Origin of the sequence: Pseudoalteromonas sp. SWXJ133, from assembly GCF_015864365.1 — a bacterium.
In the GTDB taxonomy this organism is placed as follows: Bacteria; Pseudomonadota; Gammaproteobacteria; order Enterobacterales; family Alteromonadaceae; genus Pseudoalteromonas; species Pseudoalteromonas arctica.
The window spans coordinates 121,384-142,458 of the sequence record NZ_JADYXJ010000002.1; the positions used below are offsets into that span (position 1 = coordinate 121,384).

17 protein-coding genes are annotated in these 21,075 nt (G+C 38.6%); 10 read left to right on the plus strand and 7 right to left on the minus strand.

The window, feature by feature from the left end; genetic code table 11:
- Positions 1 to 855 precede the first annotated feature (855 nt).
- Positions 856 to 1,371: a hypothetical protein gene (locus I6F40_RS02085; protein ID WP_165727149.1), complete on the plus strand. Its 516-nt coding sequence runs from the start codon at positions 856 to 858 to the stop codon at positions 1,369 to 1,371.
- 12 nt (positions 1,372 to 1,383) lie between these two features.
- Here I6F40_RS02085 and I6F40_RS02090 read toward each other — a convergent pair whose 3' ends face one another.
- The 5 genes from I6F40_RS02090 to pdhR all read right to left on the minus strand — a co-directional run bounded on the left by I6F40_RS02090 (position 1,384) and on the right by pdhR (position 9,424).
- Entirely contained in the window at positions 1,384 to 2,064 is a 681-nt protein-coding gene (locus I6F40_RS02090) for a tRNA-uridine aminocarboxypropyltransferase (protein ID WP_197192428.1), read from the minus strand.
- A gap of 323 nt (positions 2,065 to 2,387) precedes the next feature.
- Positions 2,388 to 3,812 (minus strand): dihydrolipoyl dehydrogenase, encoded by a 1,425-nt coding sequence (lpdA, locus tag I6F40_RS02095; protein WP_007586124.1) that lies wholly within the window; start codon positions 3,810 to 3,812, stop codon positions 2,388 to 2,390.
- Positions 3,813 to 3,987: 175 nt separating this feature from the next.
- The gene (gene aceF / locus I6F40_RS02100; RefSeq protein ID WP_197192429.1) at positions 3,988 to 5,907 is read right to left on the minus strand and encodes a pyruvate dehydrogenase complex dihydrolipoyllysine-residue acetyltransferase; all 1,920 of its coding nucleotides are present in this window, start codon (positions 5,905 to 5,907) and stop codon (positions 3,988 to 3,990) included.
- A 10-nt stretch (positions 5,908 to 5,917) separates the two neighbouring features.
- A complete protein-coding gene (aceE, locus tag I6F40_RS02105) occupies positions 5,918 to 8,584 on the minus strand; it encodes a pyruvate dehydrogenase (acetyl-transferring), homodimeric type (protein ID WP_166376427.1) in 2,667 nt (888 codons plus the stop codon).
- Between the two features lie 90 nt (positions 8,585 to 8,674).
- Positions 8,675 to 9,424 (minus strand): pyruvate dehydrogenase complex transcriptional repressor PdhR, encoded by a 750-nt coding sequence (pdhR, locus tag I6F40_RS02110; protein ID WP_007586129.1) that lies wholly within the window; start codon positions 9,422 to 9,424, stop codon positions 8,675 to 8,677.
- A 726-nt stretch (positions 9,425 to 10,150) separates the two neighbouring features.
- On the opposite strand from pdhR, the gene I6F40_RS02115 reads away from it, so the two are divergent.
- Positions 10,151 to 10,603, plus strand: a complete 453-nt coding sequence (locus I6F40_RS02115) for an REP-associated tyrosine transposase (protein ID WP_197192430.1) — start codon at positions 10,151 to 10,153, stop codon at positions 10,601 to 10,603.
- Positions 10,604 to 10,836: 233 nt separating this feature from the next.
- On the opposite strand, the gene ampE is transcribed toward I6F40_RS02115, so the two are convergent.
- On the minus strand, positions 10,837 to 11,688 hold the full coding sequence (gene ampE / locus I6F40_RS02120; protein ID WP_197192431.1) for a beta-lactamase regulator AmpE: 852 nt from the start codon (positions 11,686 to 11,688) through the stop codon (positions 10,837 to 10,839).
- Positions 11,689 to 11,701: 13 nt separating this feature from the next.
- Positions 11,702 to 12,256 (minus strand): 1,6-anhydro-N-acetylmuramyl-L-alanine amidase AmpD, encoded by a 555-nt coding sequence (gene ampD / locus I6F40_RS02125; RefSeq protein WP_166376424.1) that lies wholly within the window; start codon positions 12,254 to 12,256, stop codon positions 11,702 to 11,704.
- Positions 12,257 to 12,583: 327 nt separating this feature from the next.
- Here ampD and nadC point away from each other — a divergent pair, with 327 nt between their 5' ends.
- The 8 genes from nadC (at position 12,584) to yacG (ending at position 20,886) form a co-directional block, all read left to right on the plus strand.
- Positions 12,584 to 13,435: a carboxylating nicotinate-nucleotide diphosphorylase gene (gene nadC / locus I6F40_RS02130; RefSeq protein WP_197192432.1), complete on the plus strand. Its 852-nt coding sequence runs from the start codon at positions 12,584 to 12,586 to the stop codon at positions 13,433 to 13,435.
- A 483-nt stretch (positions 13,436 to 13,918) separates the two neighbouring features.
- Entirely contained in the window at positions 13,919 to 14,353 is a 435-nt protein-coding gene (locus I6F40_RS02135) for a pilin (protein ID WP_197192433.1), read from the plus strand.
- A gap of 63 nt (positions 14,354 to 14,416) precedes the next feature.
- Positions 14,417 to 15,760 carry an O-antigen ligase family protein gene (locus I6F40_RS02140; RefSeq protein WP_197192434.1) on the plus strand — a complete coding sequence of 448 codons (1,344 nt, stop codon included), beginning with the start codon at positions 14,417 to 14,419 and terminating at the stop codon, positions 15,758 to 15,760.
- Between the two features lie 87 nt (positions 15,761 to 15,847).
- Positions 15,848 to 17,077 carry a type II secretion system F family protein gene (locus I6F40_RS02145; protein ID WP_197192435.1) on the plus strand — a complete coding sequence of 410 codons (1,230 nt, stop codon included), beginning with the start codon at positions 15,848 to 15,850 and terminating at the stop codon, positions 17,075 to 17,077.
- A gap of 137 nt (positions 17,078 to 17,214) precedes the next feature.
- The gene (locus I6F40_RS02150; protein WP_197192436.1) at positions 17,215 to 18,150 is read left to right on the plus strand and encodes a prepilin peptidase; all 936 of its coding nucleotides are present in this window, start codon (positions 17,215 to 17,217) and stop codon (positions 18,148 to 18,150) included.
- A 1-nt stretch (position 18,151) separates the two neighbouring features.
- Positions 18,152 to 18,793: a dephospho-CoA kinase gene (gene coaE, locus I6F40_RS02155; protein ID WP_197192437.1), complete on the plus strand. Its 642-nt coding sequence runs from the start codon at positions 18,152 to 18,154 to the stop codon at positions 18,791 to 18,793.
- A gap of 126 nt (positions 18,794 to 18,919) precedes the next feature.
- Positions 18,920 to 20,596: a type IV-A pilus assembly ATPase PilB gene (gene pilB, locus I6F40_RS02160; protein WP_197192438.1), complete on the plus strand. Its 1,677-nt coding sequence runs from the start codon at positions 18,920 to 18,922 to the stop codon at positions 20,594 to 20,596.
- Positions 20,597 to 20,655: 59 nt separating this feature from the next.
- Positions 20,656 to 20,886, plus strand: a complete 231-nt coding sequence (gene yacG / locus I6F40_RS02165) for a DNA gyrase inhibitor YacG (RefSeq protein WP_007586146.1) — start codon at positions 20,656 to 20,658, stop codon at positions 20,884 to 20,886.
- Positions 20,887 to 21,075 lie beyond the last annotated feature (189 nt).

Below are 21,075 nucleotides of genomic sequence, written 5' to 3' on the forward strand. Positions count from 1 at the left end.
GTAAATAACGCCCAAAAAGGAAATGCAGTGTAAGAGATGTCTCACGGATGTGACAGCTAATGAGTAAAAATCAAGATAAAAAACACACAAAAACAACCTAACAACCTGTATTAATTGAACTTTTACATTATTACTATTGCATAAATACTAATTGAATGTAGTTTTATCCCTATTTTAGTTGCTCTATTGCACTATAATTTACGCATCAACCAAGCAATGACGCTTATTGAGTAAAAGGAAATGGACTGCTTACTCAACCAACCAATGATTAGGTTACCAGGACAACACGGATTTTAGGACAGGCTCAGGATGAGTATCACAACGCGATGTTGTAAAAAGGACAGCGTCAGGAAGATGCGAAAAGGATAACAACACGGCTAAGTTGTTTAACAGGATGTTTAAGGAATAAATGGACAGGCCTTTAAGGCAACACAATGGATTGGTTAAAATAGGGATACACTAGGAAGTGTAATTAAGGATTTGGTAATAGTATTCACCCTACAGGATATTTAGGAATTTAAGGATACAGGCCCGGATGGTCTACATTACATAGAACTAAAAAGTAATATAGTAATAAACATGGATTAGTAAAAATTGGAGTTGATTAAGTTCAATTGCAGGATGCAGAAAATTAGAAGATTCCGCAAGCGCGCCTAGAGATAGAGCGCGCTTTTCTTTGCCTAAAATTTGGGTTTAGTAAAGCTCTAAGCAACTACCACTAACTTTTGCAGGGTAATACTGCATCCCAGCTAATCAATATTAATACCTTCAAATACTTTATTAATATTTTAAATTTCGCTAAGTTTTTCATTAATTGCGCCGATAACTAAGTAACGCAAGGATCATAAATACTCAATGGATATGAATTTTAAAACGCCGCAAAGCAATACCTTTTTATGTAAAGTATCAGACGCAAGTACAGCAAAACCAATTGGCGTTTTTAGTGCCCAAACTCCCAACGAAAATCCGTATAAAGCTTTATTTAGCCCCAAAGGTTATAACTTTTTAAATATGCCAATGAGTGAGTTTAAAAACATACTTAACGTAATTATCCAGTTAGAAAGCGATATTTCTATTAGTAAATGGGGTGAGGGTTCTCGACCTGATGAATTTAGTTATCAGCTTAATAGAATATCTAACGCTATTGCGACTACTCACTTTAAAGGAAAAACCGATATTAGCTGTTACTTTTTAAAGCGAGTCGAAGAGGCTAAGGATATGATTGGTGAGGACTGCACCTCGTTTATTCAGGCTCACAATAGCGTAAGCCAATTATATAATACGGTTTTACAATTAACATCTGAAGAAGGCTTCAGAGCAATTCAAAATAAAGCACTTGCTCACTTAAAAGAGCAGCAAGCTTTCGCTTAACTGCGTAAAAAATTAGTCTTCTAATGGCCTGCCTTTATTGCGCTTACCAAGCAAATACGCATCACGAAACTTAATAAAATGCTGTTCTAATTTAGAAGATGCATCCATTTCTCCCGCAAGCGCTAGCACCATAATAGCCACTTCAGCAGTGCCTAGTTGATGCGCATGAGGGGCAACACGTAATCGGTAATCAGATAGTTTATCAGCAGTAACAGAAAGTACAGGCAAGTTATCTAAGTATGGGCTTTTGCGAATCATTTTTTTAGCTTCACGCCAGGTACCATCTAAAAATATAAATAGCGGTTTTTTACCCTCTTCAATACTTATTTCGGTAATGGCCCTGCCCTCTTCTACATCTTCAGCAGGGAATACTACCATTGGCTGATATTGTGAATCGCTTATCAAAGCTAAAAGAGCGGGGTTAGGGTCTGTTCTATCCCATCTAAATGCGTGGTTCTCTGGCACTATTTCAGCAATTAAGCGCCCAGTATTAGAAGGTTTAAAACTTTCATTGTGATACATTAATAAGCACACAGCTGCTTTACAATCTGCATGCTCAACACCTTTACAAATACAGTAGTGCTTAGCTATTAAGCATTGCTCACAGCGATCTAATTTACCGCCTCGAGCATTAAACTCTCGACGGGATTCACTTATTTGTTGAGCGCGTAATGCTAAAACTGAGTTTTTCACTGTATTTACCTTCAATTAATTAAGCGCGCATTGTAACGACTTATCGCTATTTAATCTTATATTTATAGTCATACCAACCTGCATAAATCTTTGATCAATTTAACGAATTAAATTGCACTATAACGTCGTTAAAAATTTTTTATTTAGAACAACTAGATACAAAAACTTTTGCCTAGTTCTAGCGTAATTTTCTTAACGTTAAATAGACCCCATATATAAGCAGATTGGTATCATTGAATTAATTCAACATCTCTTAAATTAAAAACCAGACATAAAAAACCCAACCGAAGTTGGGTTTTTCAAACAAATGCCAAAAAGTTAAATTACTTCTTTTTAACTGCTTTTTTGTTTGGTAAGTCAGTGATCGAACCTTCAAAAATTTCAGCTGCAAGGCCGATTGATTCATTCAATGTAGGGTGAGCATGAATAGTAAGCGCTAAGTCTTCACCATCAGCACCCATTTCAATACCTAAACCGATTTCGCCAAGCATTTCGCCCGCGTTAATACCGATCATAGCACCACCGATTATACGGCCACTTTCTTTATCAAAAATAAGTTTAGTAGAACCTTCAGTACGAGATGATGCAATAGCACGACCAGAAGCTGCCCACGGGAATACCGCAGTTTCAATTTTTAGGCCTTGCTCTTTTGCTTCTTTCTCAGTAACACCTACCCAAGCGATTTCTGGGTCAGTATACGCAATCGAAGGAATACATTTAGGGTCGAAGAAATGCTTCTGACCAGAAATAACTTCTGCAGCAACATGACCTTCATGAACCGCTTTATGCGCAAGCATAGGCTGGCCAACTAAGTCACCAATTGCAAAAATATGGCTTACGTTAGTACGTAATTGCTTATCAACATTAATAAAGCCACGCTCATCAACGTTTACGCCCGCTTTTTCAGCATCAAGTAAGTTACCGTTTGGAGTACGGCCAACTGCAACAAGCACTTTGTCGTAACGTACAGGTTCTGCTGGTGCGTTTTTACCTTCAAACGTTACGTATAAGCCATCTTTTTTAGCTTCAACACCAACAACTTTAGTTGAAAGCATTACGTTGAATTTTTTGCTTACGTATTTTTGGTAAATTTTGATAATGTCTTTATCAGCTGCTGGAACTAATTGGTCAGCAAATTCTACAACATCAATTGCAGAACCTAGTGCACGGTAAACCGTACCCATTTCAAGACCGATAATACCACCACCAAGTACAAGTAGTTTTTCTGGTACATCTTTAAGCTCTAGCGCGCCAGTTGAATCAATTACACGGTCATCTTGTGGGATGAAAGGTAAGTTAACTGGTTTAGAACCTGCTGCAATAATCGCGTTATCAAACGTGATAGTTGTAGAGTCTTTCTCGCCTTCAACTACTAAAGTATTGCTGCCAGTGAATTTGCCGTAACCAGATACAACTTTCACTTTACGCATTTTAGCCATGCCCTCTAGTCCACCAGTTAACTGGCCAACTACAGAATCTTTCCAAGTACGAACTTGGTCAAGATCGATCTTTGGTGCGCCAAAAGTAACACCATGAGATGACATTTCAGCTGCATCATCAATCACTTTAGCTACGTGTAAAAGTGCTTTTGAAGGAATACAACCAACATTAAGACATACGCCGCCTAATGTTTCACGAGATTCTACCAATGTAACTTCTAAGCCCAAGTCAGCAGCGCGGAATGCCGCAGAGTAACCACCAGGACCACCGCCTAGTACAACAACTTGAGTTTTTAATTCGTTGCTCATGCTATTACCTTAATTGTTTGAACGGGACACTGCCCTAAAGTTTAACTGCCATGTTTCTGCAAGGCAGAAAGTGAGAGCAGATCACAAATTTGTGCAAAGATTGTATCATTGCAAATGGTAAAAATCCCAGCTAAAAACAACTGGCTGGGATTTGATTCTATTCATTGTCCAGCGATTACATCACCAATTGGCGAATATCGCTCATGTAACTTGCAAGAGTCACAGTAAAGCGTGCAGCTAAGGCTCCGTCAATAACCCTATGGTCGTATGACATAGACAGCGGAACCATTAGTTTTGGTTCAAACTCTTTGCCATTCCATTTGGGTTTCATTTCAGATTTAGACACACCTAAAATAGCCACTTCTGGTGCATTAACAATCGGCGTAAATGCCGTACCGCCAATACCGCCAAGGCTAGAAATAGTAAAACAACCACCTTGCATATCAGACGATGTAAGCTTCCCGTCACGTGCTTTAACAGATACTTCCATTAATTCGCGTGATAGTTCAATAATGCCTTTTTTATCAACATCTTTAAACACTGGTACAACTAAACCGTTTGGCGTATCAACTGCAACACCAATGTTAATGTACTTTTTAAGGATTAAGCTTTCGCCGTCTGCAGAAAGCGATGAGTTGAATTTTGGAAATTCAGCAAGTGCTTTTGCAGCTGCTTTCATTACAAACACAAGTGGCGTAATTTTAACACCCAGCTTTTTCTTCTCGCTAAGCACATTTTGCTCTTTGCGGAATACTTCAAGGCTTGTGATATCAGCTTCGTCAAACTGTGTAACATGTGGGATTTGCACCCAGTTACGGTGTAAGTTTTTGCCTGATAGCTTTTGAATACGAGACAGCTTTTGCTCTTCAATTTCGCCAAACTTAGCAAAATCTACTTTAGGCCATGGAATAAGACCAAGCTCGCTGCCACCAGCGCTACTACCTGCTGACAATTGACCCGACTCAACTTGCTTAACTAAGTTTTTAACATAGTTTTGCACGTCTTCTTTAACTATACGGGCTTTGCGACCAGTGCCTTTTACGTTAGCTAGGTTAATACCAAACTCACGCGCTAAACGGCGAACAACAGGTGATGCATGAGCATACGCGTTGTTTTCTGTGAAGCTTTCATTACTTGCTTTTGCTGGTGCCGCTTGAGCCGGTGCCGACTCAGTTTTAGCCGCAGCTGCAGGTGCTGATTTTTCAGCTGGTGCAGGTGCTGCTACTGGCGCGCTGCCTGCAACTTCAAATACAAAAATTAATGAGCCAGTCGATACTTTATCGCCAGCGGCTACTTTAATTTCTTTAACTGTACCTGCAAATGGAGCGGGTACTTCCATTGCAGCTTTGTCGCCTTCAACGTTTAAGATTGATTGATCTTCTTCAACCGTATCGCCAACTGCAACCATAATTTCAGTTACTTCAACTTCATCGCCACCAATATCAGGTACATTCACTTCTTTAGTACTTGGTGCTGCGTTTGCTGTTGAGCTAGCTGCTGGCGCTTCTACAGGAGCCGACTCTTTAGCCGGTGCTGCAGATTCACTTCCTGCTACTTCAAAGACAAACACTAATGAGCCTGTTTTAACTGTATCGCCAGCGGCGACTTTAATTTCTTTAACTATACCGGCAAATGGAGCTGGAACTTCCATTGCTGCCTTGTCGCCTTCCACGTTTAAGATAGATTGCTCTTCTGAAACGGTGTCGCCAACAGCAACCATGATTTCAGTTACTTCAACTTCATCATCGCCAATATCTGGTACGGTTACTTCTTTAGTTGAAGAACCTGTAGAAGCAGCAGGTGCTGCCTCTTCAGATTTAGCTGGAGCAGCGGCTGATGCTTTTTCTTCACCAGTGCTTTCACTCTCGCCTTCAAACAAAAATACTAAAGAGCCAGTTGTAACGGTGTCGCCAACGTTTACTTTAATTTCTTTAACTGTACCCGCTTGCGAAGCAGGTATTTCCATTGATGCTTTGTCGCCTTCAACATTTAATAATGATTGGTCAACATCTACTTTGTCGCCAACGCTTACTAATATTTCGGTTACTTCTACTTCGTCGTCACCAATATCTGGTACTTTAATTTCAATACTCATTGCAAACCTCTTATGCGTACAGTGGGTTAAGTTTGTTAGTGTCGATGTTGAACTTTTTAAGAGCTTCAACAACTACTGACTTCTCAACTTCACCGCGTTTAGCAAGTTCAGATAACGTAGCAACAACAACGTAGCCCGCGTTAACTTCAAAGTGACGACGTAGGTTTTCACGGCTATCAGAACGACCGTAACCATCTGTACCTAACACTTTGTAGTTGCTGCTTGGAATAAATGAACGCGCTTGTTCTGCGTAGTTTTTCATGTAATCCGTTGCTGCAACAGTCACAGAGTCGTTTAATACGCTTGTGATGAATGCTGTTTTTTGCTCGCCTTCAGGATTAAGCATGTTGAAACGTTCAACATCTTGACCTTCACGCGTTAATTCGTTGAAAGACGTTACAGAGAACACGTCAGACGCAATGCCATACTCTTCGCTTAGAATCGTAGCGGCTTTACGTACTTCAGTCATAATAGTACCTGAGCTTAATAGCTGTACGTTGGCTTTTTTACCTTCGTAACTTTCAAGCTTGTAAATACCTTTACGAATACCTTCTTCAGCGCCTTCTGGCATAGCTGGCTGATGGTAGTTTTCGTTCATAAGCGTTAGGTAGTAGTAAATATTTTCTTGGTCATCACCGTACATACGACGAATACCGTCTTGTACAATAACAGCTACTTCAAACGCGTAAGTTGGGTCATATGAAATACAGTTAGGAACCGTATTAGCAAGAATATGACTGTGACCATCTTCGTGTTGCAAGCCTTCACCATTTAGCGTGGTACGACCCGCAGTAGCACCTAATAAGAAACCACGTGCTTGTTGATCGCCCGCCATCCATGCCATGTCGCCAACGCGTTGGAAACCAAACATAGAGTAGTAAATGTAGAATGGGATCATTGGTAAATCGTTAGTGCTGTATGAAGTTGCAGCAGCAACCCATGACGACATTGCACCTAACTCATTAATACCTTCTTGAAGCACTTGCCCTGATACAGTTTCTTTATAGTAAGAAACAATATCACGATCCTGTGGCGTATAGTTTTGGCCATGCGGGTTATAAATACCGATTTGACGGAATAAACCTTCCATACCAAATGTACGCGCTTCATCGGCAATAATTGGTACGATGTTTTTACCAATGCCTTTGTCTTTTAATAAGATATTAAGTGCACGAACAAAACCCATAGTCGTAGAAATATCACGTTTTTGTTCTTCAAGTAGCGGCTTAAACGCGTCTACTTCTGGCAACGTAAGTTTTTCACTAAAACGTGGTATACGCTTAGGTGTATAACCTTTAAGTGAATCACGACGAGCATGTAGGTATTTATACTCAGGTGAACCTTCTTCAAGCTCTAAATAAGGTAGTTCTGCAAGTTGCTCTTCAGATACTAAATCATCAAGACCAAGGCGTGAACGTAAATGTGCAACATGCGACATGTCCATTTTTTTCACTTGGTGCGCAATGTTTTTACCTTCAGCTGCTTCACCCATGCCGTAACCTTTTACAGTTTTAGCAAGAATTACAGTTGGACGACCTTTAGTGTCTTCTGCTTTTTTAAATGCAGCAAATAATTTTGATGACTCATGACCACCACGCTTAAGCGCGAAAATTTCGTCATCTGTCATGTCAGCAACAAGTGCTGCTGTTTCTGGGTAACGACCAAAGAAATTTTCACGTACGTACGCGCCATCTTTAGCTTTATATGTTTGGTAATCGCCATCAACAGTTTCGTTCATTAACTGTAGTAATTTACCCGTTGTGTCTTTAGCTAGAAGAATATCCCAACCGCTGCCCCACACTAGTTTAATTACGTTCCAGCCAGCGCCTTTAAACAAGCCTTCTAGCTCTTGAATAATTTTACCGTTACCCATAACTGGGCCGTCTAAACGCTGTAAGTTACAGTTAACTAAGTAACAAAGGTTATCTAGTTTTTCACGTGCAGCAAAAGAAATAGCGCCACGTGATTCTGGCTCATCCATTTCACCGTCACCTAAAAACGCGTATACACGTTGGTTTTTAGTATCTTTTAAGCCACGACCATCTAAGTATTTTAAGAAGCGCGCTTGGTAAATAGACGAAATAGGACCTAAGCCCATTGATACCGTAGGGAACTGCCAAAATTCAGGCATTAACTTAGGGTGTGGGTACGATGGTAAGCCTTCGCCATCAACTTCTTGGCGGAAGTTATCTAGTTGTGCAGCCGATAAACGACCTTCAACAAATGCACGTGCATAAATACCAGGAGAAATATGACCTTGGTAATAAACTAAGTCACCACCGTCTACATCATTTGGCGCTTTAAAAAAGTGGTTAAAACACACTTCATAAAATGCAGCAGATGATTGGTAAGACGCCATATGGCCGCCTAAGTCGAGATCTTTTTTAGATGCACGTAGAACGATCATAATCGCGTTCCAACGTATAATTGAACGAATACGACGCTCAAGATTTACATCACCCGGGTAAGCAGGTTCTTGATCTACAGGAATAGTATTAACGTAGTTCGTGGTAATACCCGTTGGCATATCAACGCCGTCTAAACGGGCTTGCTCTAATACTTGCTCAAGTAAAAACTGAGCTCGTTCAACACCTTCTTCGCGCACAACTGATTCAAGAGCTTGTAACCACTCTTGTGTTTCTAGCGCGTCTACGTCAATTTTATTGACTTCAGACATATGGAGGTTTCCTTATGTTTAAAATACGAATATTGTTAATTTAATATCACAGCTACTTAATTTGTGTGTTCAAAGTAGTTATGTACTAACTTAATTTTGTTTAGTGCGTCTTAAACTACGTTCAATTCGCGAATGTTCTTTGCCTGCTTCAAGTAGTGCTTCTTCGATAAATGCTAAGTGCGCATTACTTGCTAAACGGGCTTGTTCTGGATTACCGTCAATAACGGCATCCATTAATAAACGCCTGTGTTGGGCTAATTGACTGCTAATATCTGACTTTTTTAATAAAACAGTTAAATTTTGCAATACATTTTGCTCAAGCAGCGCTTTCATGCCTCTTACTAAATGCAGTAACACCACATTATGCGAAGCTTCTGCCACGCTAAAGTGAAATGCATTAATTGCTTTTGCTTTTTGCTGTAAATCATCATTAACTAGGGCAATTTTATCAAAGCTTTCTTTCACTTTGCTAAAATCGTTGCTGGTCCCGCGCAGTGCCGCGTAGTAAGCAGCAATCCCTTCTAATGCATGACGAAATTCAAGTAAATCAAACTGCGACTCAGGGTGTTTACTAATCAAATCAAAAAGTGGATCAGTAAGCCCTTCTTCGAGCTGATTTTTTACAAACGTGCCGCCACCCTGGCGACGCGTAACTAAACCTTTCGCTTCTAATTTTTGAATTGCCTCACGCAGTGACGGGCGAGACACTTCAAATTGCTTTGCTAGTTCACGCTCTGGTGGCAACTTTTCACCTGGTGCTAACGAGCCTTCAAGAATCATGTTCTCGAGTTGCTGTAAAATAACATCAGATAACTTTGCTGCTTTGATCTTTAAAGACATGAATCAACGTCCGCGTTGTATAAATACCAAGAGCCCATAAAGCGGGGCTTTGAGTAGTATGACTTACCCAAAAGGTAAATTGGTCATACCAAAAATTTTCAATACGGTATCAAAAACCTTATTAGCTGTCAATTTACAGGTAACTTGAGCAATTAAAGCAGCGTAACGCATTTTGAACGAAGATTAAACAATGCGCAATTTACAAAAATTGTTATAACGTTAATAGGATGAAAACAATTGGTCTGACCAGAAAAATAGAGTGTTAACTCTAGTTGAATTTATTAAAGAAATTAATAACAGGATAAAAGTACCAAAGAAATAGCTGCAATTTACACACGATCAATCAACTAAACATAAAACACAATGCGCGATATAAAATCGCGACCACGCAATATCGTAGCAGCGAGTTTACCCCGCGACTATTATGCAAAAAATCTTCCAACCGAAAAACATATGTGGGATATAAAATCGCGACTACGCAATATCGTAGCAGCGGGTTTATCCCGCGACTATTGTGCAAGCAATTACCTAAACGTAAAACGCAATGCGCGATGTAAAATCGCGACTACGCAATATCGTAGCAGCGGATTTACCCGCGACTATTGTGCAAGTAATTACCTAAACGTAAAACACAATGCGCGATGTAAAATCGCGACTACGCAAATTTATAAAAATTGCATATGCTTTAAATTCGTGGGTCTGTGATTGCTAAAATACGGGTATGTTATGCATCGTTCATATTTATTACGAAAGGGAAGAGTATCAAAAGCAAATCACTATTACGCTATTACACTGGTTTGTCATGAGCGAAACAACCTATTCACAACCTTAATAATTAATAGAGCTATTATCAATGAAATGAGGGGATTAGAAAGAGAGCAACTGATTAAATCAAATACTTTCGTGATAATGCCAAACCATATTCATTGGTTATTACAATTATCCGATAGCGCAACATTAAGTGAGGTAATTAGAAGCTTCAAAGGACGCTCAGCCACGGTGTATAGACAATTTGGCAGACAAAAGCTTTGGCAAAAAGGGTTTTATGATCACTTAATAAGAAGTACCGAAGACTTAAATAGCTGTGCTAGATACATAGTCGCAAACCCTTTGCGTGCAAATTTAATAGAAAATATTGCAGACTACCCATATTGGGATAGTATTTATCTAAACTCGTAGCAACGGGTTTACCCCGCGATATTTGGCAACTAATCTCCCAACCGAAAAACACAATACGCGATATCGTAGCAACGGGTTTACCCCGCGACATTTGGCAACTAATCTCCCAACCGAAAAACACAATGCGCGATGTAAAATCGCGACTACGCAATATCGTAGCAGCGGGTTTACCCCGCGACATTTGACAACTAACCTCCCAACCGAAAAACACAATGCGCGATGTAAAATCGCGACTACGATAGTCCACCAAATAATGTAAGTAGCGCTATAAGTACTAAGTAAAATAATACATTGCGCTTAACAAGCTTAATCATACAAGTGGCTTCGTAGGTACAGCCGTAATAACGCTTTTCAACTTGCTCTGCAGCACGTGCAGTACATGTTACTACTTCTCGGTTTGGAGATTTAAAGTTAAGTACGTAACGTAACCAACAGCTTGTGCCTTTATTAAAGTTACCTATTACTAAATAACCAAAGCTGGTAATACGTGCAGGTAACCAGTCGAGCCAAAACAATAGTTTATGTATAAGCTTAAAACGCTTAGCAAATATTACTTTATGATCTTCTCGTACTAAATCAGCTAAAGTACGTACCAGTGCATATAAAACTGCACCTGGCGCGCCTAAAACAACAAACCAAAAAATAACTGCGCAGTAAAATCTAAAGTTTACCCACGCCAATGTTTGCCCAAAGGTTTCACCACCATCTTGATCATCAGTACGCTTTTGACCTATTTGCATTGCATATAAAGATGCTGCTGTACCGTCATCTCGCGTTAACGCATTTAAGTACGACTTATATAAAGCACGCTGTTTAGCACAACCAAAGCACACTAAAAGCACCGCGATATTAATGCCCAACTGCCACAAAACAAAATCAGATAAACAATAAATTAGTGCCATCGCAATCACCGGAAGCAAAAGCCAAATTAAAAAGCCCGGTGCTGAGCTAAATAAGCCCTTATCACCAAGTAATTTGTTAGAGCGATTTAAATAACCATTTGCGTAATAACTTATCTGCCAGTAATTAGACCGAGCGCCTAAGCGCTCTAGTATTAATGCAATTATTATAGAAACTAAAATCATGGGAATAATTCTCTTAACTTAGTTGTTCAAGCATATTAAAAAACAATGGCCAATTAAAGCTACTGCCAGGATCGGTTTTACGCCCAGGGGCAATATCGCAATGCCCCACAATACGCGAAGAGGTTATTTTTGGGTAGCGTTGCATTATAGATTTACTAATAATAGTTAATGTTTTGTACTGTGCTAAAGAATATGGCGTGCTGTCGGTACCTTCAAGCTCAATGCCAATGCTAAAGTTATTACAAGCAGGTACCCCCTCAAACTCAGATTGGCCTGCATGCCAAGCACGCTTTTCAAAAGGCACATATTGTATAACCTCACCGGTGCGCTTTACAAAGCAATGGGCCGATACACGTAAATTCTTTAAGTCACTAAAACTCGGATGAGCATTGCAGTCGATGCTACCCATAAATAACTCATCAACGAAAGGTGTACCAAACTGCCCGGCTGGCAAAGATATATTGTGAATAACCAACAAAGAAATATCAGCCTCATCAGGGCGTTCATCAAAATGCGAACAAGGCCGCTGCGCTACCGTACTTAAAACACCGTTTAAATCTATTTTCATGATACGTTTATTATACAAATATCAAGATATACATATCGTTGATGCTAAAGGATTTGTAAAAAAAATGATAGTAACAAGCGAGGTATAAAACCTCACCTACAAATAATTCAAACCCACACGTAGGTGCGAATTTACATCCGCTCATGTAACGTAACTTTTGAAATTAAAAACGAGGTATAAAACCTCACCTATGGATAATTCAAACCCATACGTAGGTACGAATTTACTTCACGCGCTTATCTTTATATTGGCGAAAAGGCAATCGCTTCTCTTTCTTTTATAAACATAGTAAAATTTGCTTAATTTATTAACGCTTATGAGCATCCTATGTCTATTTCGCACTCCCTCATTACTCAACTAGTCACTCTTGCACTTGACGAAGATTTAAATTATCAAACCGCGCAAGCAGGCGATATTACTGCGCAACTAATCCCACAAAACGAGCTAGCAAGCGCCAAAGTAATCACTCGCGAAGACTGCATTTTTTGCGGAAAAGATATCATCCTTGAAGTATTCAAGCAGGTGGACTCAAGCGTTAAGGTTAATGTACTAATAAACGACGGCGACGCAGTTAAAGCAAACAGCACATTATTTACAGCCACTGGTTCAGCTCGTTCAATATTAACTGCCGAACGCACTGCACTTAACTTTGTGCAAACCTTATCGGGTACAGCCACTACTACAGCGCATTATGTAAAAGAGCTAAGCGGTACAAATACGCAACTACTCGACACACGTAAAACAATTCCAGGTCTGCGAGCTCTTCAAAAATACGCAGTAAAATGTGGCGGAGGTGCAAATCATCGTATTGGGTTATTTGATGCTTTTTTAATTAAAGAAAATCACATAGCAGCTTGCGGCACAATAAACAAAGCAGTAGCTCAAGCTAAACAAAACCACCCAAACAAACCTGTCGAAGTAGAAGTAGAATCACTCCCAGAGCTTAAACAAGCTATTGAGGCTGGTGCCGACATAATCATGCTCGACAATTTTAGCGTAGAGCAAATTAAACAAGCTGTAATTTTGACCAACAAACGTGCAAAATTAGAAGTTTCGGGCAATATGACCCTAGAAACGCTCAAAACTTATTCACAAGCCGGCGTCGATTTTATATCAAGCGGAGCGTTAACAAAAAACTTACAATCAATCGATTTATCGATGCGTTTTGAACAGTTTTAAAGCAAAAACTGCCAATTAATCCCCCTAATCGATTGACAAGTTAAGTAAAAAAGCATTAAATAACCCGAAAGGCTTACTTTGTAACATTTTGTTAAATAAAATCGCTTTTTTATAAGAAGATACGTGCTAAATACTAAAATAAAATGATAGACTAATTCTGTTGTACTATTTTATTTTAAAAGGTAGTCATAAATAACTAGTACCTTTAGTTTTTAAAGACATAATTAAAAACTAAAGCAACTAAACTACTTACTTTATGCCTATACTATTTGTTGCTACAACGTGTAGTGATCTTAGTAAACTTTTATAGTTAGTACTAAACACAATGAATTCACATACGGCTTTTGTGTTTCATACCCTAAAGCTAGAGTGTAATAAAATTAATTTTAAGTAAAAATGTAAAGTAAATCAGTTAATTAAGTTAGGCACTTTTACTGCTTAAGCTATTTAAGTTACAAAAATATATCCTTTAGGAGAGGAATAATGAAAACAATGACTCAAAAACAACAGGGTTTCACCCTAATTGAATTAATGATTGTAGTAGCAATCATCGGTATTCTTGCTGCAATTGCATTGCCTGCTTACTCAAACTACCAAGCATCGTCTAAATTGACAGCTGGTTTAGCTGAGATATCAGGTGCTAAAACTGAAATGGAAATACTTGCAAATAACGGTGAAGCGGTTGGTAGCGTTAACGATATAAAAGCAATTAAAAATGCATCGACTCAAAATTGTACTATCACGGCCTCTATGACAGCTGGTGCAGAAGGTACTATCGCATGTGCTATAAAAAATGCACCGTCTCAGGTTTCTAAAGCAGTTATCACCTGGACTAGAGCTACTTCTGGTGAATGGACATGTGCAACTACTTTAGCTGATGATAAAACATTGGCTCCAAAAAGTTGTCCACAATCTTAATCATATATTGATTACTAAAAGCGCCTAGTTAGGCGCTTTTTTAATGCGTAAGAATCAGCATTCATGAATATAGTAAATATAATAAAACCATCGCTTATCTGCTTGTTTTTTCTGTGTACGCTAATACCTTTAATACCCATATTTTCCTACGATTATCATAATCACCAACGCATAATTCAAATAGCTTTGTTACTTAGTATGAGCCTTATAGCGCTTACTTCTTTTTTAGGCAATATAGAGCCTACTTTTAAGCTGGCACTAAACAAAAAAAATGGAATGTTATTTTCGGTTTTTATCTTTTGTGGTTGTTTATCTGCATTAATGAGTGCGGATCAAAGTTTTAGCTTGCTTTACACCTTTCATATAAGCTTACTTATTTTAACTATGTGTTATGTAAGTACTATAAATAATATAAAATCTATTTTATTTATTATTTATGCATTACTGATAACCCATACAAGCCTCATTTTAATATGCCTACTTAATATAATTTTTACGCTATCTGAACAACAACCCTTAAACCCCTACATAATTTACTCTGGATTTATTAACATTCGCTTTTTTAATCAAGTACAGGTGTTTGTTCTTCCATTTTTGGTGCTACTCCTCAAATTTAAAAATATTCAGCGTATTGTATTTATCATTTTGTTTTTAAACTTATTACTTATATTTATTGGGCAAGCTCGTGGCGCTTTACTCTCATTTTTAGTTTTCTCTATTTTTGCTCTTGCTTTAAAAACCACATTAAAAAAACAAGTACTTATCGGATTAGCTTGCTTTGTTTTAAGTTGCATTGCTTTTTATGCTCTGGACTCATTAAATAAAGGGGGGGCCGAAATACTACGCACGTCCACCTCGGGCCGTATTGATTTATGGTTTAATACTCTTTCAAGCCTATCTTTAAAGCATTTATTTATAGGCAATGGTCCCGGAGTGTTTGAAATGTCACTTGGCAGCTCAGCGCCTTTTAGTCATCCCCACAATTCATTAATTGAAATTTTAAATGAATGGGGTCTTATCGCTCTTATATGTATTTTAACCACTGTTTGTACGACCTTTAAAAAAGCCATAACACATTTAAAAAATCATAAAAAAGATATAATTACTGAAAGTATTTTTTATTCTTTTGCTATAGGAATTACATACTCACTATTTTCTGGTGTGCATGTAATGCCGGTTTCGCAAACACTCTTATTTATCATGTGGGGATTGCTACTTGGAAGAATTAATAAAAAAAGCAACCAAAGCCTTAGCATAAATAAATACTTAAAAGCTTTAATAGCCATCTTATTTATTTTTGCATGGTACCTTTACCTACAAAAAGCGATAAGTATTTATAATAATATAGATCCTGATAAAGGGTATATTTACGGACCTAGATTTTGGTCCGTTGGGCAACGATTTTAAAGCGCCCAACTTTTCTACCAAGAATCATTAGTTTAAGTTATGCTTATAATAATGAAGTTTTAAACCAAATTCAGCTGGGTACTCTCAATGGCAATAAAACAAAAAGATAAAGGCCTCGATACTTTTCAGTGGGTAGGTGTGAGTGCGCGAGGAAAGAAACTTGAAGGCGAGCTTACCGGGAATAGTATTGCATTAGTAAAAGCTCAGCTTCGCAAACAAGGCATCACGCCATCAAAAGTAAAGCGAAAGGCAAAGCCATTATTTGGCATCCAAAGTGTCCAAAAAATAACGCCAAAAGATATCGCACTAGTTACTCGCCAAATTGCGACCATGCTAATGGCAGGAGTACCGTTAATACAGTCTATTGAAATGATTGGTTCTGGCTCGACCAATAAAAGTGTCGCCAAATTAATGGAGACTATTGCGGATGAAGTTAAAGCAGGCCAACCACTATCAACCGCACTTCGAAAGCACCCTCGCTATTTTGATGATTTATACTGTGACTTAGTCGCATCGGGCGAGCAATCAGGTGCGCTTGATAGAATATTTGATCGTGTCGCTATTTATAAAGAGAAGTCTGAAGCACTAAAATCAAAAATTAAAAAAGCAATGTTTTACCCTATGTCAGTATTAGTTATTGCAGGTATTGTAACCTCAATATTATTAATATTTGTAGTACCCCAGTTTCAAGATATTTTTGCAGGGTTTGGCGCGGAGCTTCCTGCATTTACTTTGTTTGTTATTGGTATATCAGAATTTATGCAAGCGTATTGGTGGGTAATACTAATAGCTATAATTGCTTTCGGTTATACTTTTAAAGAAGCTAAACTGAGGAGTTTAAAACTTAGAGACGCTACCGACAGAGCAATACTAAAACTCCCTGTGATCGGTATGATTTTAAATAAAGCAGCAGTTGCTCGCTATGCACGAACTCTTTCAACTACGTTTGCCGCTGGTGTGCCGTTGGTTGATGCGCTTGATTCTGCAGCAGGAGCCTCTGGTAATGCTGTTTACCGATATGCCATTTTAGATATTAAGGCAGAGGTTAGCTCAGGTAATCAGATGAACTGGGCAATGCGCAACTCAAAAATATTCCCTGATATGGTAATACAAATGGTCGCGATTGGTGAGGAGTCTGGCTCACTAGATGGCATGCTCGCGAAAGTGGCTACTATTTACGAGCAAGAAGTCGATGATGCAGTAGATGGCCTTTCAAGCTTGCTTGAGCCACTTATTATGGCTGTACTTGGTGTACTTGTTGGTGGTTTAATTATCGCGATGTACTTACCTATTTTCCAATTAGGTTCTGTAATTTAATTCCTTTGGAAAAATATAAGAAACCTTGCGATTTTAAAGGGACGCACATGTAGCAGCGATTTTATATCGCGTTCTCCTAATTTTATATCGCGTCGTCCTAAGTGTGTTATTAAAGAATTTTAGTTTTAGGTAAACAAATGCAAAGTATTATAGAAGTAATGCAAAGCCAATTATGGTTTTATTTAACCTCGATTGGCTTAATTAGTTTATGTATTGGTAGCTTTTTAAATGTGGTTATCTATCGTTTACCATTAATGATGCAGCGCGAGTGGCAAAGTGAATGCCGTATATTGCTAGATGACGAGCTTAAAAAAAACAACTCGAACTCGGATAGCTCTAAACCAGGTAATTCGAAGCCTGATAGTTCTAACCCAAACATCAACGAGCCTTTTAACTTAGTAAAACCCAATTCTACCTGCCCTAAATGCAAAACTGCCATTAAGCCTTGGCAGAATATTCCTATTATTAGTTGGTTAGCACTTAAAGGTAAATGTGCAAGCTGCAGTAACCCTATTTCGGCTCGATACCCTGCTGTAGAGCTAATTACTGCCCTATTAAGTTTAATTGTTGCCTATAGTTTTGGTGCGACCGAGCAAGCCCTTTTATATATTTTTGTAACGTGGATTTTAGTAGCACTAACCTTTATTGATATTGACCACATGCTGCTGCCAGATCAACTTACACTTCCGCTTGTATGGCTTGCACTTATTGCCTCAGTAATGGGTTACACAATTACACCAACCGATGCCATTATTGGTGCGGCTTGTGGCTATTTAAGCTTGTGGAGCGTGTTTTGGTTATTTAAGTTACTAACCGGAAAAGAAGGCATGGGTTATGGCGATTTTAAATTGCTTGCTGTGTTTGGAGCATTACTTGGCTGGCAGTCCCTGCTTACTATTATTCTGCTTTCGAGCGTAGTAGGTGCCATTATAGGTATTGCGCTGTTGAGCATACAAGGTAAAGACAAAGCGACCCCTATCCCTTTTGGGCCTTATTTAGCGATAGCTGGCTGGATCACTATGCTTTGGGGCAACCAAATTCAAAGCGCTTATTTTAATTTAATTGGTTATTAACATGAGTGAACAAATAACTAAAGTAAACAGCTGGGTATTAGGTTTAACAGGTGGTATTGGCTGTGGTAAAACAGCCGTAAGCAATATGTTTGAAGAACTTGGTATTACAATAGTTGATGCCGATATAATTGCGCGTGAAGTAGTACTCCCAAATAGCAAAGGGCTAAAAGCGATTACAGCCCACTTTGGCAAAGATATTTTATTGCCTGATGGCACAATAAATAGAGCAGAATTGCGCGCAAAAATATTTACTAACAACAATGACAAAGAATGGCTTAATGCGTTATTGCACCCTATTATACGGATAAAAATACTAAACGATTTAAATAATGCAACCAGCCCTTATGTTGTTTTAGTAGCGCCTTTATTATTTGAAAACAACCTTGATAAATATTGCGACCATACCTTACTTATTGACGTACCAACCTCTGTACAAATAGCGCGTACAGCAAAACGCGACAGCACAAGTATTGAGCAAGTTAAAAGTATTATTGCCTCGCAAATGTCACGCGTCGATAAACAGCAAAAAGCGGATGATATTTTAAATAATGACCGTAGTTTAAACCTAGTGCATATAGAGCTTGTTGATCTACATAAAAAGTACCTACAATATGCATTACGCAACAAAACTAACTCACTTTAATACTGTCTTAACTCACACGAACTCGTATTTTAGTTAGTAAAATCACAACAAAGAATGAAAGGTGATGTAATCACCTTCTTTTTTCTGATAAATTGCTTACTATTGAAGGAATAAAACAGGTGCGCAATGAATATTAACTCACCGTTATTGAGAAAATTTATAACCCTTGGCCGCATTGATGCCGACACGGTTAAAAACAAACAAAATGAATTTGCCTCAACAGCTGAGCTTATTTCTAAATGTGGAAAAATCGATAGTAAAGATTTAGTTGAGCAGTGCATCGATTTATTTCGCGTACCTTATTTTGATTTAAAAGATTTTGACCCTACAAAAATTCCAGCCGATCTTGTAAAAGAAAAACTTATTCGCAAGCATCATATTTTACCGCTTGTTCAAAAAGATCGAAAAGTTTATATAGCAGCATCCGACCCTACAGATTATGGCGCATTTGAAAACTTTGAGTTTAGTACCGGTCTATCATGCGAAGTTGTTGCTGTTGATTATATTCAACTCGATGCCAAAATTGAGCAGTTACTAGATGCTGCTGGCAGCTTAAATTTAACTGATGACGAGTTTCAAGAATTTGCTGACTTAGACTCAGAAAGCCAAAGAGATACAGCACCACAAGATGACGACAAAGATGATGCGCCTATCATCGTTTACATCAACAAAATTTTAATGGATGCCATTAAAAAAGGGGCGTCTGATTTACACTTTGAACCGTATGAGCACAAGTACCGTATTCGCTTTCGTATTGATGGCATTTTGCATGAAGTAGCAAGCCCGCCTAATACATTGGCCACCAAGCTTTCTGCGCGTATTAAGGTTATGTCGAGACTCGATATTGCCGAAAAACGCAAACCACAAGATGGTCGTATAAAGCTAAAAATTACTGAACGCAAAAGTATCGATTTTCGTGTAAGTACTATGCCTACCTTGTGGGGCGAAAAAATAGTAATGCGTATCCTTGATTCATCAAGCGCTATGTTAGGCATTGATGTATTAGGCTATGAGCCTGAGCAGAAAAAGCTCTATATGGATGCACTTGCCCAGCCTCAAGGGATGATACTTGTAACAGGGCCAACGGGGTCTGGTAAAACAGTATCGCTATACACAGGCTTAAATATATTAAACCAGCCAGAGCGCAACATTAGTACTGCGGAAGATCCGGTTGAGATTAACCTTGAAGGTGTAAACCAAGTACAAATTAATATTAAAGCCGATATGACTTTTGCCAACGCACTGCGTGCATTTTTACGTCAAGACCCTGATGTAGTTATGGTAGGTGAGATACGTGACCTAGAAACCGCAGAAATATCAATAAAAGCGGCGCAAACAGGTCACTTGGTTTTATCAACATTGCATACAAACTCAGCGCCGGAAACAATCACCCGTTTATTAAATATGGGTGTGCCGGCTTATAACGTAGCAAGTTCAATTAGCTTAATTATAGCGCAGCGTTTAGCACGTCGTTTATGCCCTAAATGTAAAACGCCAGAACAACTTCCGAGTGAAGAACTAGTTCGCCAAGGATTTAGCGCCAAGCAAATTGAAGAAATGACGTTATATACGCCCAAAGGGTGTGATAGCTGTACCGATGGTTATAAAGGTCGTGTTGGTATTTACGAAGTAATGCAAATTACCCCTGAAATTGCCCAAATTATTATGCGCGGTGGTAACTCACTTGAAATAGCTGATGTTTCCCTTAAAGCTGGGTTTAATAATTTACGATTATCGGGTTTGCGTAAAGCCGCTGATGGTTTAACGTCGCTCGCTGAAATAAACCGCGTCACTAATATGTAAATATATGGCTCTGAGTTATTGTTCTTAGAGCTATAAAGCAAAATTGTAGAGAGTAAAGTATGCCAACTATTGTAAACTGCCCAACCTGTAAAACTAAAGTTGAGTGGTCAGAGCAAAGCCCATTTCGCCCGTTTTGCTCAAAACGCTGTCAGCTAATTGATTTAGGTGAATGGTCGTTTGAAAATAACAGAATTTCTGCACCAATCACCTCGGCTGAAGAGTTTAGCCAAGACATGATTGAAGATATTGAAGCTATGCTGGCTAAAAATGAAGATGACTTTTTTAAGTAATTTATCTTCATTATGCCCTAATACCAATCCGCAATAATACTTAATCAATTTGAGGGGTTAAATCTGACGTTAACTGCGTTAAAAATTTCTGATATAGAACAACTAAATAACGAAATTTTTGCCTTGTTATCGACACGATTTTCTTCCCTCAAAATAGATCACTTAATTAAGCGAATTGGTATAAAAGCA